The 23,703-nt window shown below is 58.2% G+C and carries 25 protein-coding genes; 8 read left to right on the top strand and 17 right to left on the bottom strand.

Annotation, left to right across the window (positions count from 1 at the left end; translation table 11 throughout):
• Positions 1-74: 74 nt before the first annotated feature.
• Genes spoT through gmk form a run of 3 tightly spaced genes read right to left on the bottom strand, consistent with a single transcriptional unit; the run spans position 75 to position 3,167 of the window.
• Positions 75-2,195: a bifunctional GTP diphosphokinase/guanosine-3',5'-bis pyrophosphate 3'-pyrophosphohydrolase gene (gene spoT, locus KHQ24_RS00310; protein WP_004205080.1), complete on the bottom strand. Its 2,121-nt coding sequence runs from the start codon at positions 2,193-2,195 to the stop codon at positions 75-77.
• Between the two features lie 18 nt (positions 2,196-2,213).
• Entirely contained in the window at positions 2,214-2,489 is a 276-nt protein-coding gene (gene rpoZ / locus KHQ24_RS00315; protein ID WP_000135058.1) for a DNA-directed RNA polymerase subunit omega, read from the bottom strand.
• Positions 2,490-2,543: 54 nt separating this feature from the next.
• On the bottom strand, positions 2,544-3,167 hold the full coding sequence (gmk, locus tag KHQ24_RS00320) for a guanylate kinase (RefSeq protein WP_002922664.1): 624 nt from the start codon (positions 3,165-3,167) through the stop codon (positions 2,544-2,546).
• Between the two features lie 258 nt (positions 3,168-3,425).
• On the opposite strand from gmk, the gene ligB reads away from it, so the two are divergent.
• On the top strand, positions 3,426-5,102 hold the full coding sequence (ligB, locus tag KHQ24_RS00325) for an NAD-dependent DNA ligase LigB (RefSeq protein ID WP_211777076.1): 1,677 nt from the start codon (positions 3,426-3,428) through the stop codon (positions 5,100-5,102).
• A 5-nt stretch (positions 5,103-5,107) separates the two neighbouring features.
• Here ligB and KHQ24_RS00330 read toward each other — a convergent pair whose 3' ends face one another.
• Positions 5,108-5,725 carry a trimeric intracellular cation channel family protein gene (locus tag KHQ24_RS00330; RefSeq protein WP_002922654.1) on the bottom strand — a complete coding sequence of 206 codons (618 nt, stop codon included), beginning with the start codon at positions 5,723-5,725 and terminating at the stop codon, positions 5,108-5,110.
• Positions 5,726-6,000: 275 nt separating this feature from the next.
• Between KHQ24_RS00330 and KHQ24_RS00335 the strand changes: the two genes are divergently transcribed.
• A complete protein-coding gene (locus KHQ24_RS00335) occupies positions 6,001-7,275 on the top strand; it encodes a chloride channel protein (RefSeq protein ID WP_211777077.1) in 1,275 nt (424 codons plus the stop codon).
• Positions 7,276-7,308: 33 nt separating this feature from the next.
• Here the strand turns inward: KHQ24_RS00335 and KHQ24_RS00340 are convergent, their stop codons facing one another.
• The 3 genes from KHQ24_RS00340 to KHQ24_RS00350 form a co-directional block, all read right to left on the bottom strand.
• Entirely contained in the window at positions 7,309-8,367 is a 1,059-nt protein-coding gene (locus tag KHQ24_RS00340) for a bifunctional transcriptional activator/DNA repair enzyme AdaA (protein ID WP_043522736.1), read from the bottom strand.
• The gene (locus KHQ24_RS00345) at positions 8,364-9,116 is read right to left on the bottom strand and encodes an isocitrate lyase/PEP mutase family protein (RefSeq protein WP_043522734.1); all 753 of its coding nucleotides are present in this window, start codon (positions 9,114-9,116) and stop codon (positions 8,364-8,366) included. The genes KHQ24_RS00340 and KHQ24_RS00345 overlap by 4 nt, the downstream gene beginning before the upstream one ends.
• Before the next feature lie 179 nt (positions 9,117-9,295).
• On the bottom strand, positions 9,296-10,159 hold the full coding sequence (locus KHQ24_RS00350) for a YicC/YloC family endoribonuclease (protein ID WP_004205076.1): 864 nt from the start codon (positions 10,157-10,159) through the stop codon (positions 9,296-9,298).
• A gap of 126 nt (positions 10,160-10,285) precedes the next feature.
• Here KHQ24_RS00350 and rph point away from each other — a divergent pair, with 126 nt between their 5' ends.
• Together rph and pyrE are read left to right on the top strand one after the other, a co-directional pair.
• Positions 10,286-11,002, top strand: a complete 717-nt coding sequence (gene rph / locus KHQ24_RS00355; RefSeq protein ID WP_023319338.1) for a ribonuclease PH — start codon at positions 10,286-10,288, stop codon at positions 11,000-11,002.
• A 65-nt stretch (positions 11,003-11,067) separates the two neighbouring features.
• On the top strand, positions 11,068-11,709 hold the full coding sequence (gene pyrE, locus KHQ24_RS00360) for an orotate phosphoribosyltransferase (protein WP_004205073.1): 642 nt from the start codon (positions 11,068-11,070) through the stop codon (positions 11,707-11,709).
• Positions 11,710-11,755: 46 nt separating this feature from the next.
• On the opposite strand, the gene slmA is transcribed toward pyrE, so the two are convergent.
• The 3 genes from slmA to coaBC all read right to left on the bottom strand — a co-directional run bounded on the left by slmA (position 11,756) and on the right by coaBC (position 14,127).
• A complete protein-coding gene (gene slmA / locus KHQ24_RS00365) occupies positions 11,756-12,352 on the bottom strand; it encodes a nucleoid occlusion factor SlmA (protein WP_004205072.1) in 597 nt (198 codons plus the stop codon).
• A 124-nt stretch (positions 12,353-12,476) separates the two neighbouring features.
• The gene (dut, locus tag KHQ24_RS00370; protein ID WP_017900056.1) at positions 12,477-12,935 is read right to left on the bottom strand and encodes a dUTP diphosphatase; all 459 of its coding nucleotides are present in this window, start codon (positions 12,933-12,935) and stop codon (positions 12,477-12,479) included.
• Positions 12,913-14,127, bottom strand: coding sequence for a bifunctional phosphopantothenoylcysteine decarboxylase/phosphopantothenate--cysteine ligase CoaBC (coaBC, locus tag KHQ24_RS00375; protein WP_032431274.1), 1,215 nt, complete (start codon positions 14,125-14,127; stop codon positions 12,913-12,915). Before coaBC ends, dut begins: the two co-directional genes overlap by 23 nt.
• 172 nt (positions 14,128-14,299) lie before the next feature.
• Between coaBC and radC the strand changes: the two genes are divergently transcribed.
• From radC to mutM, 4 genes are all read left to right on the top strand, one after another.
• Positions 14,300-14,965 carry a RadC family protein gene (gene radC, locus KHQ24_RS00380; RefSeq protein WP_017900054.1) on the top strand — a complete coding sequence of 222 codons (666 nt, stop codon included), beginning with the start codon at positions 14,300-14,302 and terminating at the stop codon, positions 14,963-14,965.
• 216 nt (positions 14,966-15,181) lie between these two features.
• The gene (gene rpmB, locus KHQ24_RS00385; protein ID WP_000091955.1) at positions 15,182-15,418 is read left to right on the top strand and encodes a 50S ribosomal protein L28; all 237 of its coding nucleotides are present in this window, start codon (positions 15,182-15,184) and stop codon (positions 15,416-15,418) included.
• Positions 15,419-15,438: 20 nt separating this feature from the next.
• Positions 15,439-15,606, top strand: a complete 168-nt coding sequence (gene rpmG, locus KHQ24_RS00390) for a 50S ribosomal protein L33 (RefSeq protein WP_002922510.1) — start codon at positions 15,439-15,441, stop codon at positions 15,604-15,606.
• 135 nt (positions 15,607-15,741) lie between these two features.
• Entirely contained in the window at positions 15,742-16,551 is an 810-nt protein-coding gene (gene mutM, locus KHQ24_RS00395; protein ID WP_032456731.1) for a bifunctional DNA-formamidopyrimidine glycosylase/DNA-(apurinic or apyrimidinic site) lyase, read from the top strand.
• 181 nt (positions 16,552-16,732) lie between these two features.
• Here the strand turns inward: mutM and coaD are convergent, their stop codons facing one another.
• The 7 genes from coaD to rfaQ all read right to left on the bottom strand — a co-directional run bounded on the left by coaD (position 16,733) and on the right by rfaQ (position 23,667).
• Positions 16,733-17,212, bottom strand: coding sequence for a pantetheine-phosphate adenylyltransferase (gene coaD, locus KHQ24_RS00400; protein ID WP_004205067.1), 480 nt, complete (start codon positions 17,210-17,212; stop codon positions 16,733-16,735).
• A complete protein-coding gene (locus KHQ24_RS00405) occupies positions 17,209-17,985 on the bottom strand; it encodes a glycosyltransferase family 2 protein (RefSeq protein ID WP_023319330.1) in 777 nt (258 codons plus the stop codon). The genes coaD and KHQ24_RS00405 overlap by 4 nt, the downstream gene beginning before the upstream one ends.
• Positions 17,985-19,259, bottom strand: a complete 1,275-nt coding sequence (waaA, locus tag KHQ24_RS00410; protein WP_004205065.1) for a lipid IV(A) 3-deoxy-D-manno-octulosonic acid transferase — start codon at positions 19,257-19,259, stop codon at positions 17,985-17,987. The genes KHQ24_RS00405 and waaA overlap by 1 nt, the downstream gene beginning before the upstream one ends.
• Positions 19,260-19,350: 91 nt before the next feature.
• Positions 19,351-20,340, bottom strand: a complete 990-nt coding sequence (locus tag KHQ24_RS00415; RefSeq protein WP_004205064.1) for a glycosyltransferase — start codon at positions 20,338-20,340, stop codon at positions 19,351-19,353.
• Positions 20,341-20,369: 29 nt separating this feature from the next.
• Positions 20,370-21,464, bottom strand: a complete 1,095-nt coding sequence (locus KHQ24_RS00420) for a glycosyltransferase (RefSeq protein WP_017900050.1) — start codon at positions 21,462-21,464, stop codon at positions 20,370-20,372.
• A 2-nt stretch (positions 21,465-21,466) separates the two neighbouring features.
• Positions 21,467-22,594: a glycosyltransferase family 4 protein gene (locus KHQ24_RS00425; protein WP_004205062.1), complete on the bottom strand. Its 1,128-nt coding sequence runs from the start codon at positions 22,592-22,594 to the stop codon at positions 21,467-21,469.
• A complete protein-coding gene (gene rfaQ, locus KHQ24_RS00430; RefSeq protein WP_017900048.1) occupies positions 22,591-23,667 on the bottom strand; it encodes a putative lipopolysaccharide heptosyltransferase III in 1,077 nt (358 codons plus the stop codon). The genes KHQ24_RS00425 and rfaQ overlap by 4 nt, the downstream gene beginning before the upstream one ends.
• Between the last annotated feature and the right edge of the window lie 36 nt (positions 23,668-23,703).

The raw sequence follows: 23,703 nt of genomic DNA on the forward strand, positions 1-23,703 counted from the left end.
GCGTTCAAATCTGCTCCCGGCAGATTTGTCATTCGCTTGCTGCCTTGATGCAATTCGAATGTTTTGTCTAAAAGCTAATTTCGGTTACGGGTGACTTTAATCACGTCCGGCATGACGCGGATTTTGCGCATGATATTCGCCAGATGCACGCGGTCGCGGGCGGTCAGGCGGATAAAGGCGCTGTATACGCGGCCATCTTTCTCTTCCGTATTCAGACTCTGGATATTGGAAGAGGCGGTGTTGATCGCCGCCGTCAGGTTAGCCAGTGCGCCCTGGTGGTTAAACATATCCACCTTGATCTCCGTAATGAACTCCTGAGCGGTCTCTTTATCCCACTCAACCGCCATAAATTTCTCCGGCTCTTTCTGGTAGCCGCGGATGTTACGACAGGATTCATGATGGATAACCAGCCCTTTGCCGGGACTGACGTGGGCGATAATCGGGTCACCGGGGATCGGACGACAGCATTTGGCGAAAGTGATCAGCACGCCATCGGCGCCTTTGATCGGTAGATGGCCGTGGTTCGAGGCATTGGCCGGCACCGGTGCCGCAGCGGCTTCGCCCTGCTGCAGGTTTTTCGCCACCACCACGCTCATGGCGTTGCCCAGACCGATCTCCGCCAGCAGATCGTCAAGCGAGGCCAGCTTCATCCGGTCGAGCTCGCGCTGGATATTCTCCGGCGGGATCTCGGCGAGTTTGCGGCTACCGCCCAGCGCGTGGTTGAGCAGACGACGGCCAAGGCTGACCGAGTCATCGCGCTTGAGGTTTTTCAGCAGCTGACGGATCTTGGCGCGCGCCTTCGAGCTGACGACAAAGTTCAGCCAGGCGGCATTCGGACGTGCGCCCGGCGCGGTAATAATTTCGACAGTCTGACCGCTGGAGAGCGGCTGCGACAGTGGATAGGGCTGGCGGTCGACGCGCGCGCCGACGCAGGCATGGCCGATATCGGTATGCACCGCATAGGCGAAGTCCACCGGCGTGGCGCCAGCGGGCAGTTCGACAATGCGCCCTTCCGGGGTGAAAACGTAAATCTCATCGGGGAACAGATCGGATTTAACGCTCTCAATAAATTCAAACGAGCTGCCGGCGCTCTGCTGCAGCTCCAGCAGGCTTTGCATCCAGCGCTGGGCGCGGATTTGCGCGGTGGTGCTGCTTTCGCCGCCGTGCTCTTTATAAGCCCAGTGCGCCGCGACCCCCATCTCCGCCATCTGGTCCATGTCTTCGGTACGAATTTGTACCTCGACCGGGACGCCGTGGGGGCCGATCATCGAGGTGTGCAAAGACTGATAGCCGTTCGCTTTCGGAATGGCGATATAATCTTTGAAACGACCTGGACGCGGTTTATAGAGGCTGTGCATCTGGCCAAGCACGCGGTAGCAGACATCGGCATCATGGACGATAACGCGGAAGGCGTAGATATCCATGATCGAGTGAAAACGCTGCTCTTTGAGCACCATTTTGCAGTAGATCGAGTACAGATGCTTTTCGCGACCGCTGACGCGGCAGGGGATCCCCGCTTCCTGCAAACGCCCTTCGATTTCCGAGAGGATCTTTTGGATCATCTCTTTACGGTTGCCGCGCGCCGCTTTGACCACCTCTTTAATGACGCGGTAGCGGTTCGGGTACAGCGCCTCAAAGCCCAGCTCTTCGAGCTCAGTTTTGATGTGATGGATACCTAAACGGTGCGCCAGCGGGCTGTAGATTTCCAGCGTTTCGCGGGCGATGCGGCGGCGTTTATCCGGGCGTAGCGAGCCCAGGGTACGCATGTTGTGGGTGCGGTCGGCAAGCTTGATGAGGATGACGCGGATGTCCTGCACCATCGCCATGATCATTTTACGAAAGTTTTCGGCCTGCGCCTCTTTCTTATCGCGGAACTTGAGCTTATCAAGTTTCGATACCCCCTCTACCAGTTCGGCGACGCTTTTACCAAAAAGCTGTTCCATGTCCTGGTAGGTGGCGGGAGTATCTTCAATCACATCATGCAGCAGCGCGGCCATCAGCGTTTCGTAGTCGAGCTTCATCTCGGCCAGAATACAGGCTACCGCGACCGGGTGCGTGATATAAGGTTCACCGCTTGAACGTGTCTGACCCTCGTGAGCGTCACGTGCAACGAGATACGCCTGCCGCAGACGTTTGATCTGGTCTTCCGGCAGGTAGTTTTGAATCAGCTGATTCAGGCTTTCAAACAGATACAAGGGCGACCCGCTGTGTGATTAACGACGACCTTCAGCAATCGCGGTAACGGCTTGTAATTCAGCGGCTTCCTGCTCTTGCTGTTCCTGGCGCTCACGTACGTCGAGGATCTGGTTGTTGATCAGACCTTCTTCGATTTCGCGCAGTGCGATTACGGTGGTTTTATCGTTTTCTTCCGGTACCAGCGGATCCTTTCCGCCTACCTGCATCTGACGAGCGCGACGCGCGGCGACCAGTACCAGGTCAAAACGGTTACCAATTTTCTCTACAGCGTCCTGAACAGTTACGCGTGCCATACTTAAAATGCTCCACAGGTGAAGAAATGACTGGGCATGATACTGAATGTGGGTTCAGTCTGCCAATAGTTTGGTGATTAAAGCGCCATGTCGCTGCTTTTGGCGGCTCATGCGCAGACGTTCAGCGCGGATGATATTTTTCAGGTCGCTCAGGGCGGTGTCAAAATCATCGTTCACAATCAGGTAATCATATTCGGCGTAATGGCTCATTTCCGCAACGGCCTGGGCCATTCGTTTCGCGATCACCTCTTCGCTGTCCTGGCCGCGGCCGCGCAGGCGACGGTCCAGTTCATCTTTTGACGGCGGCAGAATAAAAATGCTGCGTGCGCCCGGCATGCTTTTACGGATCTGCTGCGCGCCCTGCCAGTCGATATCGAGGAAGACATCAACACCGGTCGCCAGCACCTGCTCGATCGCTTTACGCGACGTGCCGTAATAGTTGCCAAAGACCTCTGCATGTTCCAGAAACGCGTTTTCGCCAATCATCGAGCGGAATTCGTCGTGATTCACGAAGAAATAGTGTTCGCCGTGCACTTCACCCGGACGCGGCGCCCGCGTGGTATGGGAAACCGATACCTGGGTGTCATACAACGGTTGGGTTTTTAATAAAGCCTGAATCAGGCTGGATTTACCCGCGCCGCTAGGGGCGGAAACAATATAAAGCGTGCCTTGAGCCATGAGTGTCTTTTGTATGTGGTTATCGAAAGAGGTCCTACATACGAGCCTATTATACACGTCGCCGCGGCGTGACGCAGTCCTTGTCACACTTTTTGCCGCTGTTTCTTTCATTTTGCCTGCCGTTTTCCTAAATTCGCCAGCCGTTGCTGCAACGAGGTGCAAATCCTGGAAGGCGCTTCGCAGGGTGAAAAAGCCCCCGTCGCGGTTTCCGGTATTCTGCCGCAGACTCTCCGTCAGGTGCTGAAGGAGGGAACTGCAATGCGTAAAGGAGGGGGGTGGCTGGCGATAGGGATGTTCTCTGCCAGCGCGCTGGCGACGTGCCCGGACTGGCCGCCGGCTAAAGGCAGACAGGAGATTGCACGTCTTCATCAACAGATTGACGCCTGGAACGAGGCTTACTGGCGACAGGGCGCCAGCGAGGTGAGTGATGACGTTTACGACCAGCTCACCCAGCGCCTGACGCAGTGGCGGCAATGCTTTCCGGGCGCGACGCCTGAGGAGGACGGTCTGTCTCCACCGACCGGCGATACGCGTCATCCGGTCGCCCATACCGGCGTACGCAAGCTGGCGGATGAAGCCAGCCTGGCCCGCTGGATGAAAAATAAAACCGACCTGTGGATACAGCCTAAAGTGGACGGCGTGGCGGTAACCCTGGTCTATCGCCAGGGGCATCTGGTTCAGGCTATCAGCCGCGGGGATGGCCTGCGCGGTGAGTTGTGGACCGCCCGAGCGCGGCAGATCCCGGCGCTGGCGAAGCTGACGACCGGCGAACTGGCCAACAGCGTGCTGCAGGGGGAGCTGTTTCTGCGTCGGGAGGGGCATGTTCAGCAGCAGGCTGGCGGAATGAACGCGCGGGCGAAAGTCGCCGGGTTGATGATGCGGGCTGACGCGGCGGCGCCCCTCAGCCAGCTGGACGTTTTTATCTGGGCCTGGCCAGACGGTCCGTTGGATATGCGCCGTCGTCAGAAGCTGCTGGCGCAGGCGGGGTTTATCTACAGCGGACAATACACCCATCCGGTGACGCGTGTTGAGCAGGTGGCGGAGTGGCGCCAGCGGTGGTATCGCTCGCCGCTGCCCTTCGTCAGCGATGGCGTGATTGTGCGTGAAGGGCGCGAACCGGCGGGGCGCGTCTGGTCACCGGGAAAGGGCGAATGGCTGGCAGCCTGGAAATATCCTCCGGCATCGCGGGTGATGGAGGTGCGGGCGATCCATTTCAGTACCGGCCGCAGCGGTAGAGTCAACGTAGTGGTTGAGCTTGAGCCCCAGCGACTGGATGACAAACGCGTGCAGCGGGTTAACGTTGGCTCTGTGGCCCGCTGGCAGGCGCTGGATATTGGGGTTGGCGATCAGCTGCAGATCAGTCTGGCAGGTCAGGGTATTCCACGGATCGACGCGGTCGTCTGGCGGATGGCCGAGCGCCTTAAACCGACGCCGCCGGCGGCCAAATTCAATGCGCTAACCTGCTATTTCGCCACCCCTGAGTGCAGCGAACAGTTTCTTTCCCGGCTGGTCTGGTTGTCATCAAAGTCGGTGCTGGATATCGATGGCGTAGGGGAAAACGTATGGCGCGTCATTCAGCGGCAGCACCCGATGGAGCATCTTTTTTCCTGGCTGGCGCTCACGGCGGAGCAGCTGCAGGCGATGCCTGGGATCTCGGCCGCCCGTGGGCAGCACCTCTGGCATCAGTTTGATCTTATTCGTAAACGGCCTTTTATACGCTGGGTGCTGGCGATGGGGATCCCGGTGCCCCAGGAGGCGCTGGCGCAGCCTGGAAATGAAAACTGGCGCCTCCTCACGGCAAAGAGTGAAGCGCAATGGCGCACGCTGCCGGGCGTGGGGGCGATCAGAGCCCGACAGCTGGTGGCTTTCCTGCATCACCCTGACGTGGCGGCGCTGGCGCAATGGCTTAGCGGGCAACGCATCCCCGGGTTTTGAGGCGGTTAGTGGGCGTCGTGGGTGTAGTGGAAGACCGGTAGCCCGAGCTTCCAGCGCAGCGCCAGCATGCGGGCGGTAAAGCCGAACAGCAGCGTGGCCAGGACCACCACATCGTGGCTGCTAACGTAATGTTGCAGCGCTATATAGAGTACCGCTGCGGCAAACGAGATCCCGGCGTACAGCTCTTTCTGGAAGACCAGCGGAATGCGTTTGCAGAACATATCGCGCAGTACACCGCCAAAAACGCCGGTGATGACCGCAGCAATAGAGGCGATAACCGGCCCTTCTCCCATATCCAGGGCGATTTGCGCACCGATGATGGAAAATACGATCAGCCCCAGCGCATCCAGCACCAGGAAAAGCCGGCGCAGGTGCGGCATTACCGGGGCGGCAATTGTGGTAAGGACGGCGGCGACGGCGACAATAATGACGTATTCCGGATGCTTCACCCAGCCGAGAGGATAGTGTCCCAGCAGGATATCGCGAACGGAACCCCCGCCCAGCGCGGTCGCGGTGGCGATAATAATGACGCCGAACGTATCCATCCGCCGACGCCCGGCAGCCAGCGCTCCGGTCATGGCTTCCGCGGTGATACCGATTAAATACAGAACATGAAGCAGCATAGATCCCCCCAGACAGTGGCCGGCAGGTTAACGATTTGTGCGCAGGATCACGATTGAGATTTTCTAAAGTGAAATAGTTAGGCCAGGAAAAACTAATGCCAATATAGATTAAATTGGCTTTAATTGGCGGTTGATTTCTATTTTTTGAATTTTTAAAGATTAGAAAAAGTAATGACTTGTTCCCGATCGATTTTCTATATTGAAAACGCTACGAATACCTAATGTTTAAGTCCCGACCTTTATCCTTTTATTTTCTTTCTCGAGGAGATGAGAAAATGCGTGTCGCCGCCGGGAGCAAACATTCTCTGACTCGCCTGTTGGCCGTGGTATTAACCGGGATTCTGGCCGGTCTGTCCGGCATGGTTTTGGCACTGATTTTACACGCCATTCAGCACCTGGCTTTTGGCTACAGTTCCGGGCTGATCGTCGGTTCGGTGTCATTTTTACAGGGCGTCACGGCGTCGCCCTGGCCACGTCGCATCGCGGCAATCGTGGCCGGCGGCATCGTCGCCGGATTTGGCTGGTGGCTGCTTGGTCGCTATGGGCAGAAGCGGGTTTCCATTGCCGCGGCGGCGGCTAACCCTTCCGTCCCCATGCCCGCGGGCACCACGACGATCCACGCCCTGTTGCAGATCGTCACCGTAGCGCTGGGTTCCCCGCTTGGCCGCGAAGTGGCGCCGCGGGAAATGGGCGCGCTGGGAGGGGGGATGGTGGCGCGTAAGCTGAGCCTGCTGGAGGATGACACCCGCACGCTGATTGCCTGTGGGGCGGGCGCGGGCCTGGCGGCGGTGTATAACGTCCCGCTGGCAGGGGCGTTGTTCACCCTCGAGGTCATGCTGCTATCGTTTAGCTGGGAAAAAACGCTGGCGGCGATAATGACCTCGGCGATTGCCGCCTGGACGGCCACCCTCGGGTTAGGGGATGAATCGCAATACCATTTTGTTTCCAGCGCGCTTCCGCACACCTTTCTCTGGTGGGCGATTCTGGTGGGCCCGATTCTGGGCGCCGGCGCCTGGCTCTTTCGCAAAGCGACCAGCGCAGCGCGTTCACGCGTGCGAATTAACTGGCAGATGCCGGTGTTCTGTCTGCTGGCGTTTTCACTTCTTGCCGTCCTGAGCCTCTGGCTCCCTGCGCTACCGGGCAATGGCAAGGGGCCGATGCAGCTGGCGCTCAGCGACGGGCTGTCTCTCTCCATGGTCGCGATCCTGTTAGGGCTGAAGATGGTGGTGATCCTGGCGGTGCTGCGCGGCGGCGCGGAGGGCGGGTTGCTAACCCCGGGGCTGGCGGTGGGCGGGCTGGCCAGCCTGCTGCTCTGCGCGCTCTGGCAATCAGGGTTCCCCGGCGGAGATGAAAGTAGTTTCGCCCTGGTGGGAGCAGCCGCTTTTCTCGCCGCCTCCATGCAGATGCCGCTGACGGCGGTGGTGCTGGTGATGGAATTCACCCACATGGATCACAGCTATCTGGCCCCGACGCTGCTGTGCGCGGCAGGGGCGTTTTTGACCTGCCGGGTACTGGATAAGAAAGCGGTTAATGAGCTGCAGCGAAAGTGAACCGGGAGAGGGCCATTCATCCTGGAAGTAAAATCAGCCGCAATTTTGCCTGATGGTTGCCTCATGGTTGATAAGCCATTTTTTACGCGCAATGCCGCCGCCATAACCCGTCATCGAACCATCTTTGCCGATAATTCGATGACAGGGGATGATGATGGCGACACGATTGGCACCATTTGCGGAAGCGACCGCCCGCGTGGCCGTCGGCTTACCTATATCCATGGCAATGGATTGATAATTCGTCGTCTCGCCGAAGCTAACGCGCTGTAAACTGTGCCAGACCGCTCGCTGGAACTCACTGCCTGGCGTATCAAGCGCCACCTCGAATGATTGGCGCTGCCCGGCAAAATACTCTGTTATTTCTTGTTGCGCCTGCCGGGTGTGGGCGTTTTCTCCTGCGATGATGCTGGCGTCGAACCGTCGCTGCAGGTCGCTGAATTCTGTCTCCAGCGCTCGTCTGTCGACAAATTCCAGCAGACAAATTCCCCCTTGCGTTGCGCACACGAACATTGGTCCTAGCGGAGTGGTAAAGCGATGAATTAAAACAATCTGGCGTTGCGCGCTGGGAGCGGAACCGGTCAATTTTTTGCAGGTATAGCCGAAGCCGCTTAAGGATTCGTAGCCGCTATCGAAAGCGACATCGGTAGTTGAGCGGCCTGCTTTCAGCTCCTGAAGCGCCATATTCACGCGCTGCATCCGTTGAAAAGCCTGAAAAGTGATCCCGTGATTTTGCAGGAACCAGCGGCGAACGCGTTCCGGGCTAATATCATGCTGACGTAGTTCGTTATCGCTGAGGCGAACCTTCGGATTTTCTCGCAGCAGGCGAAGCGCTTGCTCAACAAAGGCGGGAGCCGTCCGGGCATTCTCCGTCGGGCGACAGACTTTGCATGGCCGGAATCCAGCATCCAGCGCGGATTTAACGTCATTATAAAATTCGACGTTTTCGCGTCTGGGTTTTCGCGCCCGGCAGACCGAGATACAAAATACACCGGTGGTTTTGACGCCAACGAAAAAGACGCCGGTGAATTCCACTGCGCGTTCAAGCAGCGCCTGATACCAGATATCGCACTGGACACTGTCGGTAATTTTCATGGTAAAAAAACGTCCGAGAAAGAGTGATGAGCTTGTACCTGACAGAATAAGTCTTTCAGTTTGGTCTGTGTGGCAGCGTGCAAAAAATTGCCCATTGAAATACGTCTTACGCCCAGCGCAGATAAGGCGCTGAAGTCTGCCAGCTCAGGCATACACATTACGTTTAATGGTAAAGGCACGCGGCGAACGATGGAGGTAATATCCTCTGCATGGGTGACGCAAGGCACAAAAAAACCGTCTGCGCCGTGGTTCGCGTAGAGTTGACCGCGATAGAGCGTCTGATCCAGCGCATCTTGAACGTCGAGAAGAAAGGTATCGGTGCGGACATTAACAAACATGCCGGGACAGGCGCGGGTGATTGCCTGCAGTTTGACGGCAAAGCGCTTCGGATCATCAAGAAGACGCCTGTTATTTACCACCTGACTATCCTCGAGGTTTATTCCGCTCACGCCGAGATGCGCCAGACGCTGAATATTCTCAATAATGTGGCTGGTTGTGGCGCCGTAGCCGGCCTCTAAATCGACGCTTAACGGCAGTTCGCTAACGGCTTTGATGCGTGAGACGATATAGAACAGCTCGTCAAAACTCATCTCTTCGCCATCTTTATAGCCTAACATCGCGGCGATAGCGGCGCTGGAGGTTCCCAGCGCCTGGTAATCGGCCTGCTGAGCGGCCTGAGCGCTGCTGGCGTCCCAGACGTTGGCAAGCAACAAAGGTTGGTTTTGCTGGTGAAGCGCGTTGAAGTCCATTCTTTTCTCCCGCAGTGGTGTTTCCCCTGACTGTGCCGCGTTGTGCTCATTGGCCACAACCGAAAACTGGACGACTATTTTTTACGGCAGCTTATCGTCAGCCTGCGGTAGAGATAAATAAAAAGGCCATGATTGATCATGGCCTTGTGAACGGAAAGACTTTAACAGACGAGAGCGCGTTACTCGATATTCTGGATCTGCTCGCGCATTTGCTCGATCAGCACTTTCAGCTCAATCGCAGAGTTGGTGACCTCGGCATTGATCGATTTTGACGCCAGGGTGTTCGACTCACGGTTGAACTCCTGCATCATAAAGTCGAGACGGCGACCCACGGCCTCTTTCTTTTTCAGAATGTTGTAGGTCTCTTTCACGTGGGCTTCGAGGCGGTCCAGCTCTTCGGCAACGTCGATACGCTGCGCCATCAGCACCAGCTCTTGCTCGAGACGGTTATTCTCCAGCTGCACTTCCGCATCCTCCAGCTTGGCGACCAGACGCTCGCGCTGCCACTGGAGAATTTCCGGCATATGAGCGCGAACTTTCGCCACTTCGCCGCTCACGCCTTCAAGACGCTGCTCGATAAGCGTTTTCAGCGCCTGGCCTTCCGTTTCGCGAGCGACGATGAAGTCATCCAGCGCGCCGTCAAGGGCTGCCAGAATGTCGGCGGCGATGGCGTCAAGATCCTGCTCTTTGGCGGCCATCACGCCCGGCCAGCGCAGGATATCAACCGGATTGATTTCCCCTTCATCGCTCTGCATTTTCACCCAGTTGGCAGCGTTAACCAGCTGTTTAGCCAGTTTTTCGTTGAGAATGAGTTCGCCCTGAGCGCTGGGGTCTTGTTCAAAACGCAGGGTGCATTCGACTTTACCGCGAGTCAGGCGGGCGCGAATGCGTTCGCGTACCACGGGCTCCAGGCTACGGAACTGCTCCGGCAGGCGGAAGTACGTTTCCAGATAGCGCTGGTTTACCGAGCGCAGCTCCCATGCGGCGCTACCCCAGTCACCCTTGATTTCACGGCGGGCATAGGCGGTCATACTGCGGATCATAGTCGTTCCTGTTTTTAAAGGAGAGTGGGGAGGATTATAGCTTTCGAGGCCTTATCAGGATAGGAATAAGCGCCTTTAATCCGTATAATGCGCAGCCACATTCGTTTCAAGCCGGAGATTTCTATCATGCGTCCAGCAGGTCGTAGCGCCAACCAGGTGCGCCCCGTCACCCTGACCCGTAATTACACAAAACACGCTGAAGGCTCTGTGCTGGTTGAATTCGGTGATACCAAAGTGCTGTGCACCGCCTCCATTGACGAAGGCGTTCCGCGTTTCCTGAAAGGACAGGGACAGGGGTGGATCACCGCTGAATATGGCATGCTGCCGCGTTCAACGCACACGCGTAACGCGCGTGAAGCGGCAAAAGGCAAGCAGGGCGGCCGGACGATGGAAATTCAGCGCCTGATCGCCCGTGCGCTGCGCGCGGCGGTTGATCTGAAAGCGCTGGGCGAATTTACTATCACCCTCGACTGCGATGTGCTGCAGGCCGACGGCGGCACCCGCACCGCGTCTATTACCGGTGCCTGCGTGGCGCTGGCCGACGCGCTGAATAAGCTGGTGGCGGCCGGCAAGCTGAAAACTAACCCGATGAAAGGGATGGTTGCGGCGGTCTCTGTTGGGATCGTTAATGGCGAAGCCATCTGCGATCTGGAGTACATCGAAGACTCTGCCGCGGAAACCGACATGAACGTGGTGATGACCGAAGATGGTCGCATCATTGAGGTGCAGGGTACGGCAGAAGGCGAGCCGTTCACCCATGAAGAGCTCCTCACTCTCCTGGCGTTAGCCCGAGGGGGGATCGAATCCATTATTACGACGCAGAAGGCGGCGTTAGCAGATTAGTTTTTAAGGCGACTGAGAAGTCGCCTTTTTTTTGACCGTAAAAAAGTAAGATGAGGAGCGAATCCATGAAGCCGTATCAGCGCCAGTTTATTGAGTTTGCGCTTAGCAAGCAGGTTCTTAAGTTTGGCGAGTTTACGCTGAAATCCGGGCGTAAGAGCCCCTATTTCTTTAACGCCGGCCTGTTTAACACCGGGCGCGATCTGGCTCTGCTGGGCCGTTTTTATGCCGAGGCGCTGGTGGATTCCGGGATTGAGTTCGACCTGCTGTTTGGCCCGGCCTACAAAGGGATCCCGATCGCCACCACCACCGCGGTGGCGTTAGCCGAACACCATGACCGCGACCTGCCTTACTGCTTTAACCGTAAAGAGGCAAAGACTCACGGCGAAGGCGGCAATCTGGTCGGTAGTCCACTGCAGGGGCGGGTCATGCTGGTGGATGACGTGATCACCGCCGGTACGGCGATTCGCGAATCCATGGAGATCATCCAGGCCAACGGCGCGCAGCTGGCGGGCGTGCTGATCTCCCTGGATCGTCAGGAGCGCGGCCGCGGTGAAATCTCCGCCATTCAGGAAGTGGAGCGGGATTACGGCTGCCAGGTTATCTCGATCGTAACCCTGAAAGAGCTGATCGCTTATCTGGAAGAGAAACCGGAGATGGCGGAACACCTGGCCGCCGTTCGCGCTTATCGCGAAGCCTACGGCGTGTAACGAAAAAGCCCGGTAAGCAGAGCGCTACCGGGCAATGCAAAGAAAACTACTGCAGCTGTGCGGCGACCAGCGGCCAGCGGGCGTCGAAATCATCCGTCGGACGGTATTTGAACTCGCTGCGCACAAAGCGCGACAGCATGCCCTCGCAGAAGGCGAGCAGCTGGCTGGCCAGCAGCGTTTCGTCGAGCGTGTAGCCTTCGCCTTCGCGCATTTTTTTCTCGCGCATCACCTGACGCAGCTGCACTTCGATGCGTTCAAAAAGCTGGTTGATACGGCCCTGCAGCCGGTCCTGTTCGAACATCAGCGCGTGTCCGGTGAGGATGCGCGTCAGCCCAGGATTACGCTCGCCAAACCCAAGAATCAACAGAACAATCAGGCGCAGGCGCGCGGACGTGTCCTTCTCATCTTTCAGAATCAAATTGATGCGCGTAATCAGACTGTCTTCAATGAACTCGATCAGGCTGTCAAACATGCGGGTTTTGCTGGGAAAATGGCGATACAGCGCGGCCTCAGAGACGCCGACGGAAGCCGCCAGTTTCGCGGTGGTAATACGTTGACTACCATCGCTGGATTCCAGCATTAGCGCCAGAGATTGAAGTATTTCTTCGCGACGATTCCGTTTCGCAGTTTGCTTTTCTGCCATGTTTTAAAATACCCCTGAAAATAAGCACTTGTCAGGCAGACATCCACAACGCGACCGCAAACCAGAGTTTGCGGTGGTGTTATTGCATTATGCGCGTTGGGATGCAGATTCCGTGTTGCTGGGCCTATTTGCGCCCTGAGTGACCGAAGCCGCCTTCGCCGCGGTCGGTGGCATCGAAAGATTCCACCAGGTTAAATTCCGCCTGCACGACCGGCACAAAGACCATCTGCGCGATACGTTCGCCCGGCTCGATAACAAAACTCTGCTGACCGCGGTTCCAGACGGACACCATCAGCTGCCCCTGGTAATCGGAGTCGATAAGGCCCACCAGGTTGCCCAGCACCACGCCATGCTTATGACCCAGGCCGGAGCGCGGCAGGATCACCGCCGCCAGAGAGGGATCGGCGATATGAATCGCAAGGCCGGTCGGCAACAGCGTGGTTGCGCCCGGCGCAAGCTCTACGGCGTCGTCGAGACAGGCTCGCAGGTCAAGTCCGGCGGAGCCGGAGGTGGCATAGGTCGGCAGCGGAAATTGCTGGCCGACACGCGGGTCCAGAATCTTAACGTCGATTTTTTTCATCATAACGGGTCACGATCTCGTCGAGTAATAATTGGCCCAGGAGTTCCTTGCGCTCAAGTGGTAAGCGCTTTTCCCCATCCTGCCAGAAAAGGTGTAATGCGTTGCTATCGCTGTTAAAGCCCTGATTAGGCTGGGAAACATCGTTGGCGCAAATCAGGTCGAGGTTTTTGCGGGCACGTTTTTGCCGCGCATATTCTTCCACATTATTCGTTTCGGCGGCAAACCCAACGACGTAGGGGCGATGCGATTTTAGCGCTGCAACCCCGGCCACGATATCCGGGTTTTTAACCATTTTTATTGTTAATTCATCACCTTGTTTTTTTATTTTATCTTCGGCGATGGCGGCGGCGCGGTAATCCGCCACCGCGGCGCAGCCAATAAAAATGTGCTGCTGCTGAGCGCCGGCCTGGACGGCCGCTTCCATTTCCAGCGCGGTAGTGACATCAATACGCTGCACAAAGGGCGGTGTCGGAAGTGATACCGGTCCGCTGACCAGGGTCACGTTCGCGCCGCGCTGTGCGGCGGCGGCGGCAATCGCGAAGCCCATCTTACCGGAGCTGTGGTTAGAGATGTAACGCACCGGATCCAACGGTTCACGGGTCGGGCCCGCGGTAATCATGAGGTTGAGATGTTGCAAATCTTTGACAGGGGAGGCGAAATGCTGTGCGGCCATCTCCACGATGGTTAACGGATCGAGCATTCGCCCCGGGCCGATGTCGCCGCAGGCCTGGCTACCGCTGTCCGGTCCCCACAGCAGCAGGCCGCGGGAAGCGAGCGTCTGCAGATTATGCTGGGTGGCCTGCGCGCGATACATCTGCTGGTTCATGGCGGGCAAGACGGCAACCGGAGAAGGGGTGGCAAGACAGATCGTCGACACCAAATCGTTAGCCATGCCGGCCGCCACGCGGGCAATCAAATCGGCGGTCGCCGGGGCGAGGATCACCAGGTCGGCCCATTTTCCGAGCTCAATATGGCCCATGGCCGCTTCCGCCGCCGGATCGAGCAGGCTATCGGAAACCGGATAGCCGGATACCGCCTGCAGGCTGAGTGGGGTGATGAACGCTTTTGCCGCCTCCGTCATTGCGACACGCACTTCCGCGCCGCGTTCACGCAGTCGCCGCACCAGTTCCGGGGTTTTATACGCCGCGATACCGCCGCTGACGCCCAGGACGATTTTTTTACCCGCCAGAGTCATCATGATGTATTCCTGTTGCCGTAGACCAGAATCCGCGCATCTTATCACAATCCTGACGTGGTCGTGCCTCTGACGGGCATTCACTTTGCGAGCGGCTACGCAGGGTGAAAAGCGGCGCGTCGGCAGCGCCGTCAGGTTGTGCCAGGATAGGCTGATTCACGCAGGAGGGCGCATGGACGGAACGGAAAATCTGATGCCACGGGAGAAGATGCTGCAATTCGGCATCGAGGCGCTGACGGATGTTGAGCTACTGGCGCTGTTTCTGCGCATTGGCACACGCCGTCAGGATGTGCTGAGCTACGCCCAGGCGTTATTGCAGCGTTTTGGTTCGCTCTACGCTCTGCTTTCCGCTGATAAAGCGCAACTGGTTGCCGTTGACGGGCTGGGGCTGGCGAAATATGCGCAACTGAAGGGGATTGCCGAGCTGGCGCGGCGCTATTTTAGCTCGCAGCTGGTTGAGGAGGCCGCGCTGGTCACCCCCTCGATGACGCGGGAATTTTTGCAAAGCCAGCTGACGGAAGAGGAGCGCGAGATCTTTATGGTGATCTTTTTAGATAATCAGAACCGCGTGTTGAAACATAGCCGCCTTTTTTCTGGTACTCTTAGCCACGTTGAGGTGCATCCGCGAGAAATTGTACGCGAAGCCATCAAAGTGAACGCCGCCGCCGTGATCCTTGCGCATAATCATCCCTCCGGTAGTCCGGAGCCGAGTCAGGCTGACAGGCTGATTACCGAAAGGGTGGTAAAGTGTTGTCGATTCATGGAGATACGTGTGCTTGACCATCTGGTTATCGGCCGCGGTGCGTATGTATCTTTTGCCGAACGTGGCTGGATTTAGCCCCGAACTGGCGATCCTTCGGGATCTTTGTCTGTTCGGGACTTGAGCACATCGCCGAGTCAGCGTATACTACGCCACCTTTGAGAATCTCGGGTTTGGCATTTGGGCCTGGCAGTCGAGAGTTCACATTGAACTGCGATGACCAGGCTGTAAAGCCTGACGAGGCGCCAATACCCCATACGAAGCTCGAGCTAATTTGATTTTTGGAGAATAGACATGTCCCGAGTCTGCCAAGTTACTGGCAAGCGTCCGGTGACCGGTAACAACCGTTCCCACGCACTGAACGCGACTAAACGCCGTTTCCTGCCGAACCTGCACTCTCACCGTTTCTGGGTTGAGAGCGAGAAGCGTTTTGTCACCCTGCGCGTATCTGCTAAAGGTATGCGTGTAATCGATAAGAAAGGCATCGATACAGTTCTGGCTGAACTGCGTGCCCGTGGCGAAAAGTACTAAGTACTTAGAGGAAATAAATCATGGCTAAAGGTATTCGTGAGAAAATCAAGCTGGTTTCTTCCGCTGGTACTGGTCACTTCTACACCACCACGAAGAACAAACGTACCAAACCGGAAAAAATGGAACTGAAAAAGTACGATCCGGTTGTACGTCAGCACGTTATCTACAAAGAAGCTAAAATCAAATAATTTTAGCCTCCTTGTATAAAAACCCCGCTCCGGCGGGGTTTTTTGTTTTTAAAACTCCCCCATATTGCTTTCACACACTCCCTTTTCAGCCACCTGTCCGTGAAGCACAATACGCCGGGTTAATGGAGGAAAATCATGCCTGAATTACCAGAGGTTGAAACCAGCCGTCGCGGCATTGAGCCGCACCTGGTTGGCGCCACCATTCTGCACGCCGTCGTGCGCAACGGACGGTTGCGCTGGCCGGTTTCCGAAGAGATTTATCGCCTGAGCGACGTTCCGGTGCTCAGCGTGCGACGTCGCGCCAAATATTTGCTTCTGGAACTCCCGGACGGCTGGATCATCGTCCATCTTGGGATGTCGGGGAGCCTGCGCATCCTGAGCGAAGAGCTGCCTGCGGAAAAACACGATCACGTTGATCTGGTTATGAGTAACGGTAAAGTCCTGCGCTATACCGATCCGCGCCGCTTTGGCGCCTGGCTATGGACCAAAGAGCTGGAAGGCCACCCGGTGCTGGCGCATCTGGGGCCGGAACCGCTAAGCGATGCCTTCAACGCCGACTATCTCCAGCAGAAATGCGCGAAGAAGAAAACCGCGATCAAACCCTGGCTGATGGATAACAAGCTGGTGGTGGGCGTCGGCAATATCTACGCCAGTGAATCGCTGTTCTCCGCCGGGATCCACCCTGACAGGCTGGCGTCCTCGCTGTCGCGGGACGAGTGCGAGCAGTTGGTGAAGGTGATTAAGCTGGTCCTGCTGCGCTCGATAGAGCAGGGCGGCACCACGCTGAAGGACTTCCTGCAAAGCGATGGCAAGCCTGGCTATTTTGCCCAGGAGCTACAGGTCTATGGCCGCAAGGGCGAACCCTGCCGGATCTGCGGCACGCCGGTCGTCGGGACCAAACATGCCCAGCGGGCGACCTTTTATTGCCGCCAGTGTCAGAAATAGTTACCGGAACAGGAATGATTGTCGGCAGGTCAGCGAAACTGCGGGTGCGCATCTGGCGGACCCGGGGCGTTTGTAGGCCAGGTAAGCGCAGCGCCACCTGGCATCAAGACAGAGACAGAGCCGGTGTGGATGGCCCAGCGGCGCAGCGCCAGCCCGTGTGGCTCACGCCCCAGCAGATGCGTTACTTCAGCTTATTCAACAGCGCCTGGTGGACGTTGGCTGGCAGGAAATGAGAGACATCGCCCTGGTGGCGCGCGACTTCCTTCACCAGCGAAGAGGAGATAAACGACCACTCTTTGCACGGCATCAGGAACACGCTCTCAAGGGTGGGCATCAGATGGCGATTCATATGGGCCAGCTGCATCTCATACTCGAAATCCGCCACCGCCCGCAGGCCGCGGATCAGGATATTGGCCTGCTGCGCGCGCGCGAAGCTGGCCATCAGGTCGCTGAAGCCGACCACCTGCACGTTCACCAGGTGGGCCGTCGCCTGCTCCGCCAGCGCAATGCGTTCATCAAGGCTGAACATCGGCTTTTTGCTTGGGCTGGCGGCGATAGCCAGCACCACTTTATCGAACATACTCGCCGCGCGGGTGACAATATCGATATGGCCATTGGTGATGGGATCGAAGGTACCCGGATAGATCGCTTTTGTGCTCATGATGACTCTTTCTCCGAGTAGCCGTGGCTCAGCGCCCACAGCTCGGTATATTTTGTAAACGTATACTGCGCGTTGACCATCGCCAGTAACCAGCCCTGCTTACCGTCCAGCACCCCACCGCGCAGCAGCAGCGTTTTCAGGAACGCCCCCAGCGTATGGCTGAATATCCCCGCCATCGAGGTCTTCTTGCCCTTCTGATGGCGTTCCAGCGCCCACGCGGCGGCATACGCCAGCTGTTTTTGCTGGAAGCCAGCGAAGTCGCGGCACGTCAGATGCAGGAGATCGCCGGTCAACGGAATGACCTCGGCGCCCAGGCTATCCAGCGATTCATGGACCAGATTATCGTTATAGCGGTAACGGGCGCGTTCGTACAGGCGCAGGACGCGATCGGGGTACCAACCGCTGTGGCGCATAAAGCGTCCGAGAAAATAGTTACGCCGGGCGATGCTGTAGATGGCGCCGCGCTGCGGGGCTTCCAGTACCTTAAGAATAGCCTGCCTGAGTTCTGGCGTGACGCGCTCATCGGTATCGATCATCAACACCCAGTCGCCGGTGGCGTAGTCCTGCGCGCGTTGGCGCTGAATGCCATAGCCTCGCCAGTCGGTATGGGTATAGACCTGCGCCCCGAGGCGGCGAGCCAGCTCGACGGTGCTGTCAGTACTGCCGGAGTCGAGGACGATAATTTCATCCGCCCAGCTAACGGAGTCCAGACAATCCGGCAGCAGGTCCGCTGCGTTTTTGGCGATCATCACCACGGAAAGCCGGTTAGACATTAATGACTCCGCTGCGGCAGGTAAGGTTGCAGTAACTGTAGCAGACGCGACAGCGCGCCCTGGTTCTGGTGCAGCACTTCCACCGCGTGACGGCCATACCACAGGCGGTAGTCTTCATCGGTCAGGAGCGTGGATACCTCTTTGACCAGCGAGTTCGCGTCGGTGACGGTGATCAGGCCATCGTCCTGCTGCAGCTTGGCGCAGATATCTTTGAAATTGAAGGTATGCGGCCCCATCAGCACCGGAATGGCGTGCGCCGCCGGCTCGAGCGGATTATGGCCGCCGCGCTCCACCAGGCTGCCGCCGACGAAAGCGAGGTCGGCAATGCCGTAGAGCAGCATCAGTTCGCCCATGGTATCGCCAATAACCACCTGGGTACTGGAGGAGGGGATCTCGCCGGTGCTGCGTAGAGTGAAGCTCATCCCGGCTTTTTGCACCATGTCGCGAGCGTCAGGGAAGCGCTCCGGATGGCGGGGAACAAGGATCAGCAGCAGGTTCGGAAAGGTCTCCAGCAGCTTTTTATGCGCCTGGAGGATAATTTGCTCTTCGCCATCGTGGGTGCTGGTGGCAATCCAGACTTTGCGGTGCGGCGCCCATTGCCGACGCAGCGTCACCGCGCGCGCCGCCAGCTCTGGCGTAACGGAGATATCGAATTTCAGGCTGCCGGTGACCGCCAGCTGATTGCGCTTCAGTCCCAGCGCGAGGAAGCGGTTGCCATCTTCTTCATTCTGCGCGGCGATAAGCGTAATACGGCTCAACAGGCGGCGCATAAAGCCGCCCAGTTTGGCATAGCCTTTGGCGGAACGTTCGGACAGGCGGGCGTTGGCAATCACCAGCGGGATCTTACGCTTATGCAGCGCGGCCACCATGTTCGGCCACAGCTCGGTCTCCATGACGATCACCAGCTTCGGCTGAACGGTGTCCAGGAAGCGGTTCATGGCGCCGGGCAGATCGTAGGGCAGATAGACGTGATGGACATCTTTGCCGAAGGCCGACATGGCGCGCTCGGAGCCGGTCGGCGTCATGGTGGTGACGGTAATCGGCAGAGAAGGGTAGCGGTGGCGCAGGGCGCGAACCAGCGGAATGGCGGCTAAGGTCTCGCCGACGGAAACGGAGTGCAGCAGAATGCCATCCGGCTCTACCTTGTTCTGACAGAAGCCATAGCGTTCCGCCCAGCGTTTACGGTAGGCAGGAGCCTTACGACTGCGCAGCAGCAGCCGCAGCCACACCAGCGGCTGAATAAGGTAAAGTAGGGTGGTATAAAGCAATTCCAAACTATTTATCCGTTCTCTGTTTTGGCGGGCAAATTCTAAGCATTTAGCCCGCGTAAAGCTATCTCTTTGGCGGAAACAGCGGGTTTTTGGTCTATCCCGCGTGGCGATAACGCTTAATACGCAGATAACGGCGTCCCAGGCGCCAGCGTAAACGGAAAGTACAGGCGTTTTTCCAGATTAACCGCCAGATACCGCGGTCGAAGAATTCTTTAATAATAACATGCTTTTTCGACTCATCTTTCATGCTGTCGAAGGTGTGGATGATCCCCAGGCCTTCTTTGGCGATCTGCCAGCGACAGGCGGCGATATGGCGCACTTTATCCGGGTAACGCTGGTTGATCGCCTCCAGCATCTCCAGAATTTTCATGTAATGGCGCGCCGAACGCATCAGCGTGTCGTCGTTGTCCGGCTTATGCGATACCGACTCAGAATGGATGTAGTAATCATAGAATTGCTGACTGGTGTACTGCACGCGCTCCGCGGCCAGCAGCGCCTCGGTGGTCCACGGGATATCCTGATGGCGCAGGCCGGGCTCGAAATGGAAGTGATGCTGGCGGATAAAATCGTGGCGATAGATATTGAGCCAGGTGACGTGCAGAAATTTCCGCGAGTCCAGGGCCTGCTTGAGCCAGACATGGCCCGGCAACACGCCGGTCGAGGGCAAGCGATCCAGCGGGAAGATCGGGTGGCTCTCGCGGCGCTTTTCGTACACGTAGGTGCCGTTGCAGGTGGCGACATCGAGATGTGCTTTCTCGGCCATTTCCAGCAGCGTGCGATACATGCCCGGATAGAGTTTATCGTCGATGTCCGGAAACGCGAGGTACTTGCCGCTGGCGGCGGCGAGGCCGGTATTACGCGCGACCGAGACGCCCTGGTTTTCCTGCTCCAGCACCTGGACGTTCTGCAGCCGATCCCGCCATTCGGCGATCACCGCCAGGCTGTTGTCCGTCGACCCATCGTTCACCAGGATCAGTTCATAGCTGTCCAGCTGCTGCTGTTCAATGCACTCAAAGAATTGCGCAAGAAATTTCTCACCGTTGTAGACGGCAGCCACGATGCTCAGTAAAGGCGTTTGACTCATAAATCTTCGATCCTGGTTAACTAACGGCGTCAGGTGCGCTGCAGCTGACGGTACTGCTGACAAATGGACACGACGCTGAATTTTTCCAGCGCGGCATCGTCGATGGCCGGCGGGTTATGGTAAATGCTTTGCATCGTCTGAGCCAGCGCCGGACTGGTGAGATCCGCCAGACCCCGGGCAAGTTCGCCGGTCAGGATCTCGGTGACGCCGCCGGGACAGCGGGTGCTGGCGACCGGGGTATGTAACAGCAGCGCCTCCACTACCACATTGCCGAATCCTTCGCTATCCGAGCTCAAAACCAGCATCCGCGCGCCTTTGATCCACGGTAAGGGGTTTTTCTGAAAACCCTTGAACCACACCCGGTCTTCAATCTCAAGCGTTTTGGCCAGCTGGCGCAGGCGTTGCTCTTGCTCCGGTTTCCCCTGTCCTAACAGCACCAGCGGCGCGTCAATGCCGCTTTGCGCGTAGGCTTCGAGCAGGCGGTCGTGACGTTTACCGGGATGGAAGCGGCCGACGTGAATCAGGTAGTCGCCGTCCGGGCGCTCGCTGTCGGCTTCCGCTTCTGCGCGCAGGGCGGCGATATCGAAGGGGTTATAGATGGTTTTCAGCTGCGCCGGGCGCAGGGCGAAGGCTTCCACCAGATCGCGCCCCACGGCGTCGGAAACCGCCACCACGTTGCGCCCCTGGTAAATCTGCTTAATTTTCTGCTGCTTCATCCAGCGGTCAAAGCCGGTACGGTGACCGAGATAAGAGGCCGAGAAGACGCCGTGCAGGCAGAACCAGACGTTGCGCTCGCGCAGCGCGCGGCTGCGGGCGACGATGCGGTCGGTTTTATGCAGGTTGGAGAGTACAAGGTCAAATTGTCCCTGCTGCTCGGCCCGGATGACCGCGGCGTCCAGCTGGCGGGCGCGGCGGGACAGCTCGGTCAGCTTGCGCCAGGGTTTGCGGCAGCGATCGGCCACCACCTGGTAGTCGAGCCCCTCGGGCAAGGGGTACTCGCAGACGTCGCGTAGCGAAATGAGTGATACCCGATCGCCGTCGCGCAGGAACTGTGCTGCCAGGGTCAGGACCACTTTTTCCGCGCCGCCGCCGGGCAATCCATCAATCACAAATAAGATGCGCATCGTTATTTCACCAGATCCTGATAAAGGGAAAGCAGCTGGGTGGAGAGGCGCTCGCTGGTGCAGGCCATGATGCGCTCGCGGGCGCGGTCGCCTTCCGCGGAGCCCAGCGCGCGGGCGGGCAGGGCCATCACCGCCTGCTGCAGCGCCGGGATATCCAGGGCGTCGCAGACGTAACCGTTGTGGCCGTTGACGATAAACTCCGCCCCGCCGCAGCCGGTGGTGGTGATCACCGGCAGACCGCAGGCCATTGCCTCGAGGATGACGTTGGGGAACGGATCGTAGAGGGTGGGCAGCAGCAGGCCATCGGCCATCTGATAGAACGGCAGCGTCTCCGACTGCATGCCGAAGAAGCGCACCCGCGCTTCGCAGTTCAGGCTCTTCGCCAGCGCCTGGTAGCGCGGCTGATCCTTATCTTTGCCAACCACCAGCAGATAGCGATCGGTCGGGGCGATGGCGCGGATCGCCGCCGCCAGCCCTTTACGCTCAAAGCCGGAGCCGACGTAAATCAGGCAGGTTGCCTGCAGCGGCAACTGCCATTTGGCGCGTAAGGCGGCAAAGGTGTCTTCGCCCGGCGGCAGGAAACGCTGGTTATCAATGGCGTTATAGATAACGTGGATCTTGTCCGCCGGCAGGCCAAAGTCTTCGATGATCTCGCGCTTGATCATCTCGGCGTTGCAGATCACCCCGCGCAGATGCGGGTCTTCGTACATCTCCCGTTCCGCTTTCATCACATAACGGTGGTAGCGGTCGGCGAACAGCAGGCGGCTTTTCCAGGCCGGTAAGATGCGCGAGCGCTGTTGCAGCCAGCGGCGATGAACGCCATCGCCGGCGCGGTAGAGATCGCAGCCGGGAATACGCTCATGGCTCTGCACCAGGTCGAAGGACTCGCGCTGCCAGAGCGCTCGCGCGGCGTTGGCAAACCCACGCTCGCGGCTGATGCGCCCCCATTTGCGTGGGTTACAGATATGGATCTGCCAGTCGGGCTTGACCGGCCCCTGCCATTCGCGGGTGATGACGTTCAGCTGCAGATGACTGCTGTCGAGGGCTTCCAGCGCGCGGGAGACAAACCGTTCTGCGCCGCCGTCCGGGCGGTACTTCTGCCGCACCAGAGCCAGCCTGAATTTACTCATGCCAGTACCTTTTTCGCCGCCGCGATCACGGCGTCGGTAGGAATTAAATCGAGATAACGTTCGTCGGTGTTGGTGTTGATGGCGTCCGGGTCGGGCAGCGGTCCGAAGTCGCCGGCCCAGATCACCTCGCCTTTCGCCTGCCACGGACGCCAGAAGGTCAGCTTCGAGGGGCCGAACAGGGCGACCAGCGGGGTGCCGAGAGCCGCTGCCATATGCATCGGCACCGAGTCGACGCCGATAAACAGCCGGGCGTGATCGATCACCGCCGCCAGCTGGCGCAGCGTTAACTGACCGGCTAAAGAGTGCAGCCGCGCCTGCGGGCAGCCGGCGATGATGGTCTCCACCATCTGCTTCTCTCTGTCGTCGGGGCCGGAGGTGAGCACCACCGCGTACCCTTCGGCGGACAGCGCGTTGATCAGGGCGCTCATCCGATCTTCGCGCCAGCATTTAAAGAACCAACGCGACGTTGGCTGGATGACGATGTAGTTATCCCGGAAGTCCTCCGGCAGCAGGGCGCGGCTGGTGGCCCAGTCTGCTTCGCTGTAGCCCATCCGCGCCGGCGCGTCGTTCAACTGGATACCGAGCGGAGCGAGGATAGAGAGATTCTGCTGTACCGTATGCAGCTGATTATGCTGTTGGGTGGCGGCCAGCGCGGTGTGGCAATAGCGCCAGAACGGGTGGCGACGCTTCGGAAAATCAAAGCCGATCCGCGTCGCGGCGCCGGTCAGTTTGCTGATAATCGCGCTCGGCCACTGGTCGGCAAGGTTAAGCACCATATCGTATCGCTGCTGGCGCAGCGTCTGAATGAGCTGCCATTGCATCTTCAACTGATGCTTTTTCCCCTGCTTTTTCCAGCGGCGGTCGAGACCATAAATTTGGTGAATATCGGGGTTGGCGGCGAGCATATCCCGGGTCTCTTCATACAGCAGGACATCCACGCAGGCGGCGGGGTACTGCTGTTTCAGCGCGTGAATAAGCGGGGTGATCAGCAGCATGTCGCCATGATGGCGCAGCTTAATGACCAGGATCCGCGCCGGGTTCAAGGGGCTGCGGGAGAGGGTTTCAGGCGTCATACTCTGTTCTTCATCCAGGATAAGGGTTCCGATTCT

The organism is Klebsiella sp. 54 (assembly GCF_018223875.1).
Classification (GTDB): domain Bacteria; phylum Pseudomonadota; class Gammaproteobacteria; order Enterobacterales; family Enterobacteriaceae; genus Klebsiella; species Klebsiella quasipneumoniae.

Excerpts from the sequence above, each read along its gene's own strand:
- rpoZ (WP_000135058.1), bottom strand. The coding sequence starts at position 2,489 with ATGGCACGCGTAACTGTTCAGGACGCTGTAGAGAAAATTGGTAACCGT.
- gmk (WP_002922664.1), bottom strand. The coding sequence starts at position 3,167 with ATGGCTCAAGGCACGCTTTATATTGTTTCCGCCCCTAGCGGCGCGGGT.
- ligB (WP_211777076.1), top strand. The coding sequence starts at position 3,426 with ATGCGTAAAGGAGGGGGGTGGCTGGCGATAGGGATGTTCTCTGCCAGC.
- KHQ24_RS00330 (WP_002922654.1), bottom strand. The coding sequence starts at position 5,725 with ATGCTGCTTCATGTTCTGTATTTAATCGGTATCACCGCGGAAGCCATG.
- KHQ24_RS00335 (WP_211777077.1), top strand. The coding sequence starts at position 6,001 with ATGCGTGTCGCCGCCGGGAGCAAACATTCTCTGACTCGCCTGTTGGCC.
- KHQ24_RS00340 (WP_043522736.1), bottom strand. The coding sequence starts at position 8,367 with ATGAAAATTACCGACAGTGTCCAGTGCGATATCTGGTATCAGGCGCTG.
- KHQ24_RS00345 (WP_043522734.1), bottom strand. The coding sequence starts at position 9,116 with ATGGACTTCAACGCGCTTCACCAGCAAAACCAACCTTTGTTGCTTGCC.
- KHQ24_RS00350 (WP_004205076.1), bottom strand. The coding sequence starts at position 10,159 with ATGATCCGCAGTATGACCGCCTATGCCCGCCGTGAAATCAAGGGTGAC.
- rph (WP_023319338.1), top strand. The coding sequence starts at position 10,286 with ATGCGTCCAGCAGGTCGTAGCGCCAACCAGGTGCGCCCCGTCACCCTG.
- pyrE (WP_004205073.1), top strand. The coding sequence starts at position 11,068 with ATGAAGCCGTATCAGCGCCAGTTTATTGAGTTTGCGCTTAGCAAGCAG.
- slmA (WP_004205072.1), bottom strand. The coding sequence starts at position 12,352 with ATGGCAGAAAAGCAAACTGCGAAACGGAATCGTCGCGAAGAAATACTT.
- dut (WP_017900056.1), bottom strand. The coding sequence starts at position 12,935 with ATGATGAAAAAAATCGACGTTAAGATTCTGGACCCGCGTGTCGGCCAG.
- coaBC (WP_032431274.1), bottom strand. The coding sequence starts at position 14,127 with ATGACTCTGGCGGGTAAAAAAATCGTCCTGGGCGTCAGCGGCGGTATC.
- radC (WP_017900054.1), top strand. The coding sequence starts at position 14,300 with ATGGACGGAACGGAAAATCTGATGCCACGGGAGAAGATGCTGCAATTC.
- rpmB (WP_000091955.1), top strand. The coding sequence starts at position 15,182 with ATGTCCCGAGTCTGCCAAGTTACTGGCAAGCGTCCGGTGACCGGTAAC.
- rpmG (WP_002922510.1), top strand. The coding sequence starts at position 15,439 with ATGGCTAAAGGTATTCGTGAGAAAATCAAGCTGGTTTCTTCCGCTGGT.
- mutM (WP_032456731.1), top strand. The coding sequence starts at position 15,742 with ATGCCTGAATTACCAGAGGTTGAAACCAGCCGTCGCGGCATTGAGCCG.
- coaD (WP_004205067.1), bottom strand. The coding sequence starts at position 17,212 with ATGAGCACAAAAGCGATCTATCCGGGTACCTTCGATCCCATCACCAAT.
- KHQ24_RS00405 (WP_023319330.1), bottom strand. The coding sequence starts at position 17,985 with ATGTCTAACCGGCTTTCCGTGGTGATGATCGCCAAAAACGCAGCGGAC.
- KHQ24_RS00415 (WP_004205064.1), bottom strand. The coding sequence starts at position 20,340 with ATGAGTCAAACGCCTTTACTGAGCATCGTGGCTGCCGTCTACAACGGT.
- KHQ24_RS00420 (WP_017900050.1), bottom strand. The coding sequence starts at position 21,464 with ATGCGCATCTTATTTGTGATTGATGGATTGCCCGGCGGCGGCGCGGAA.
- KHQ24_RS00425 (WP_004205062.1), bottom strand. The coding sequence starts at position 22,594 with ATGAGTAAATTCAGGCTGGCTCTGGTGCGGCAGAAGTACCGCCCGGAC.
- rfaQ (WP_017900048.1), bottom strand. The coding sequence starts at position 23,667 with ATGACGCCTGAAACCCTCTCCCGCAGCCCCTTGAACCCGGCGCGGATC.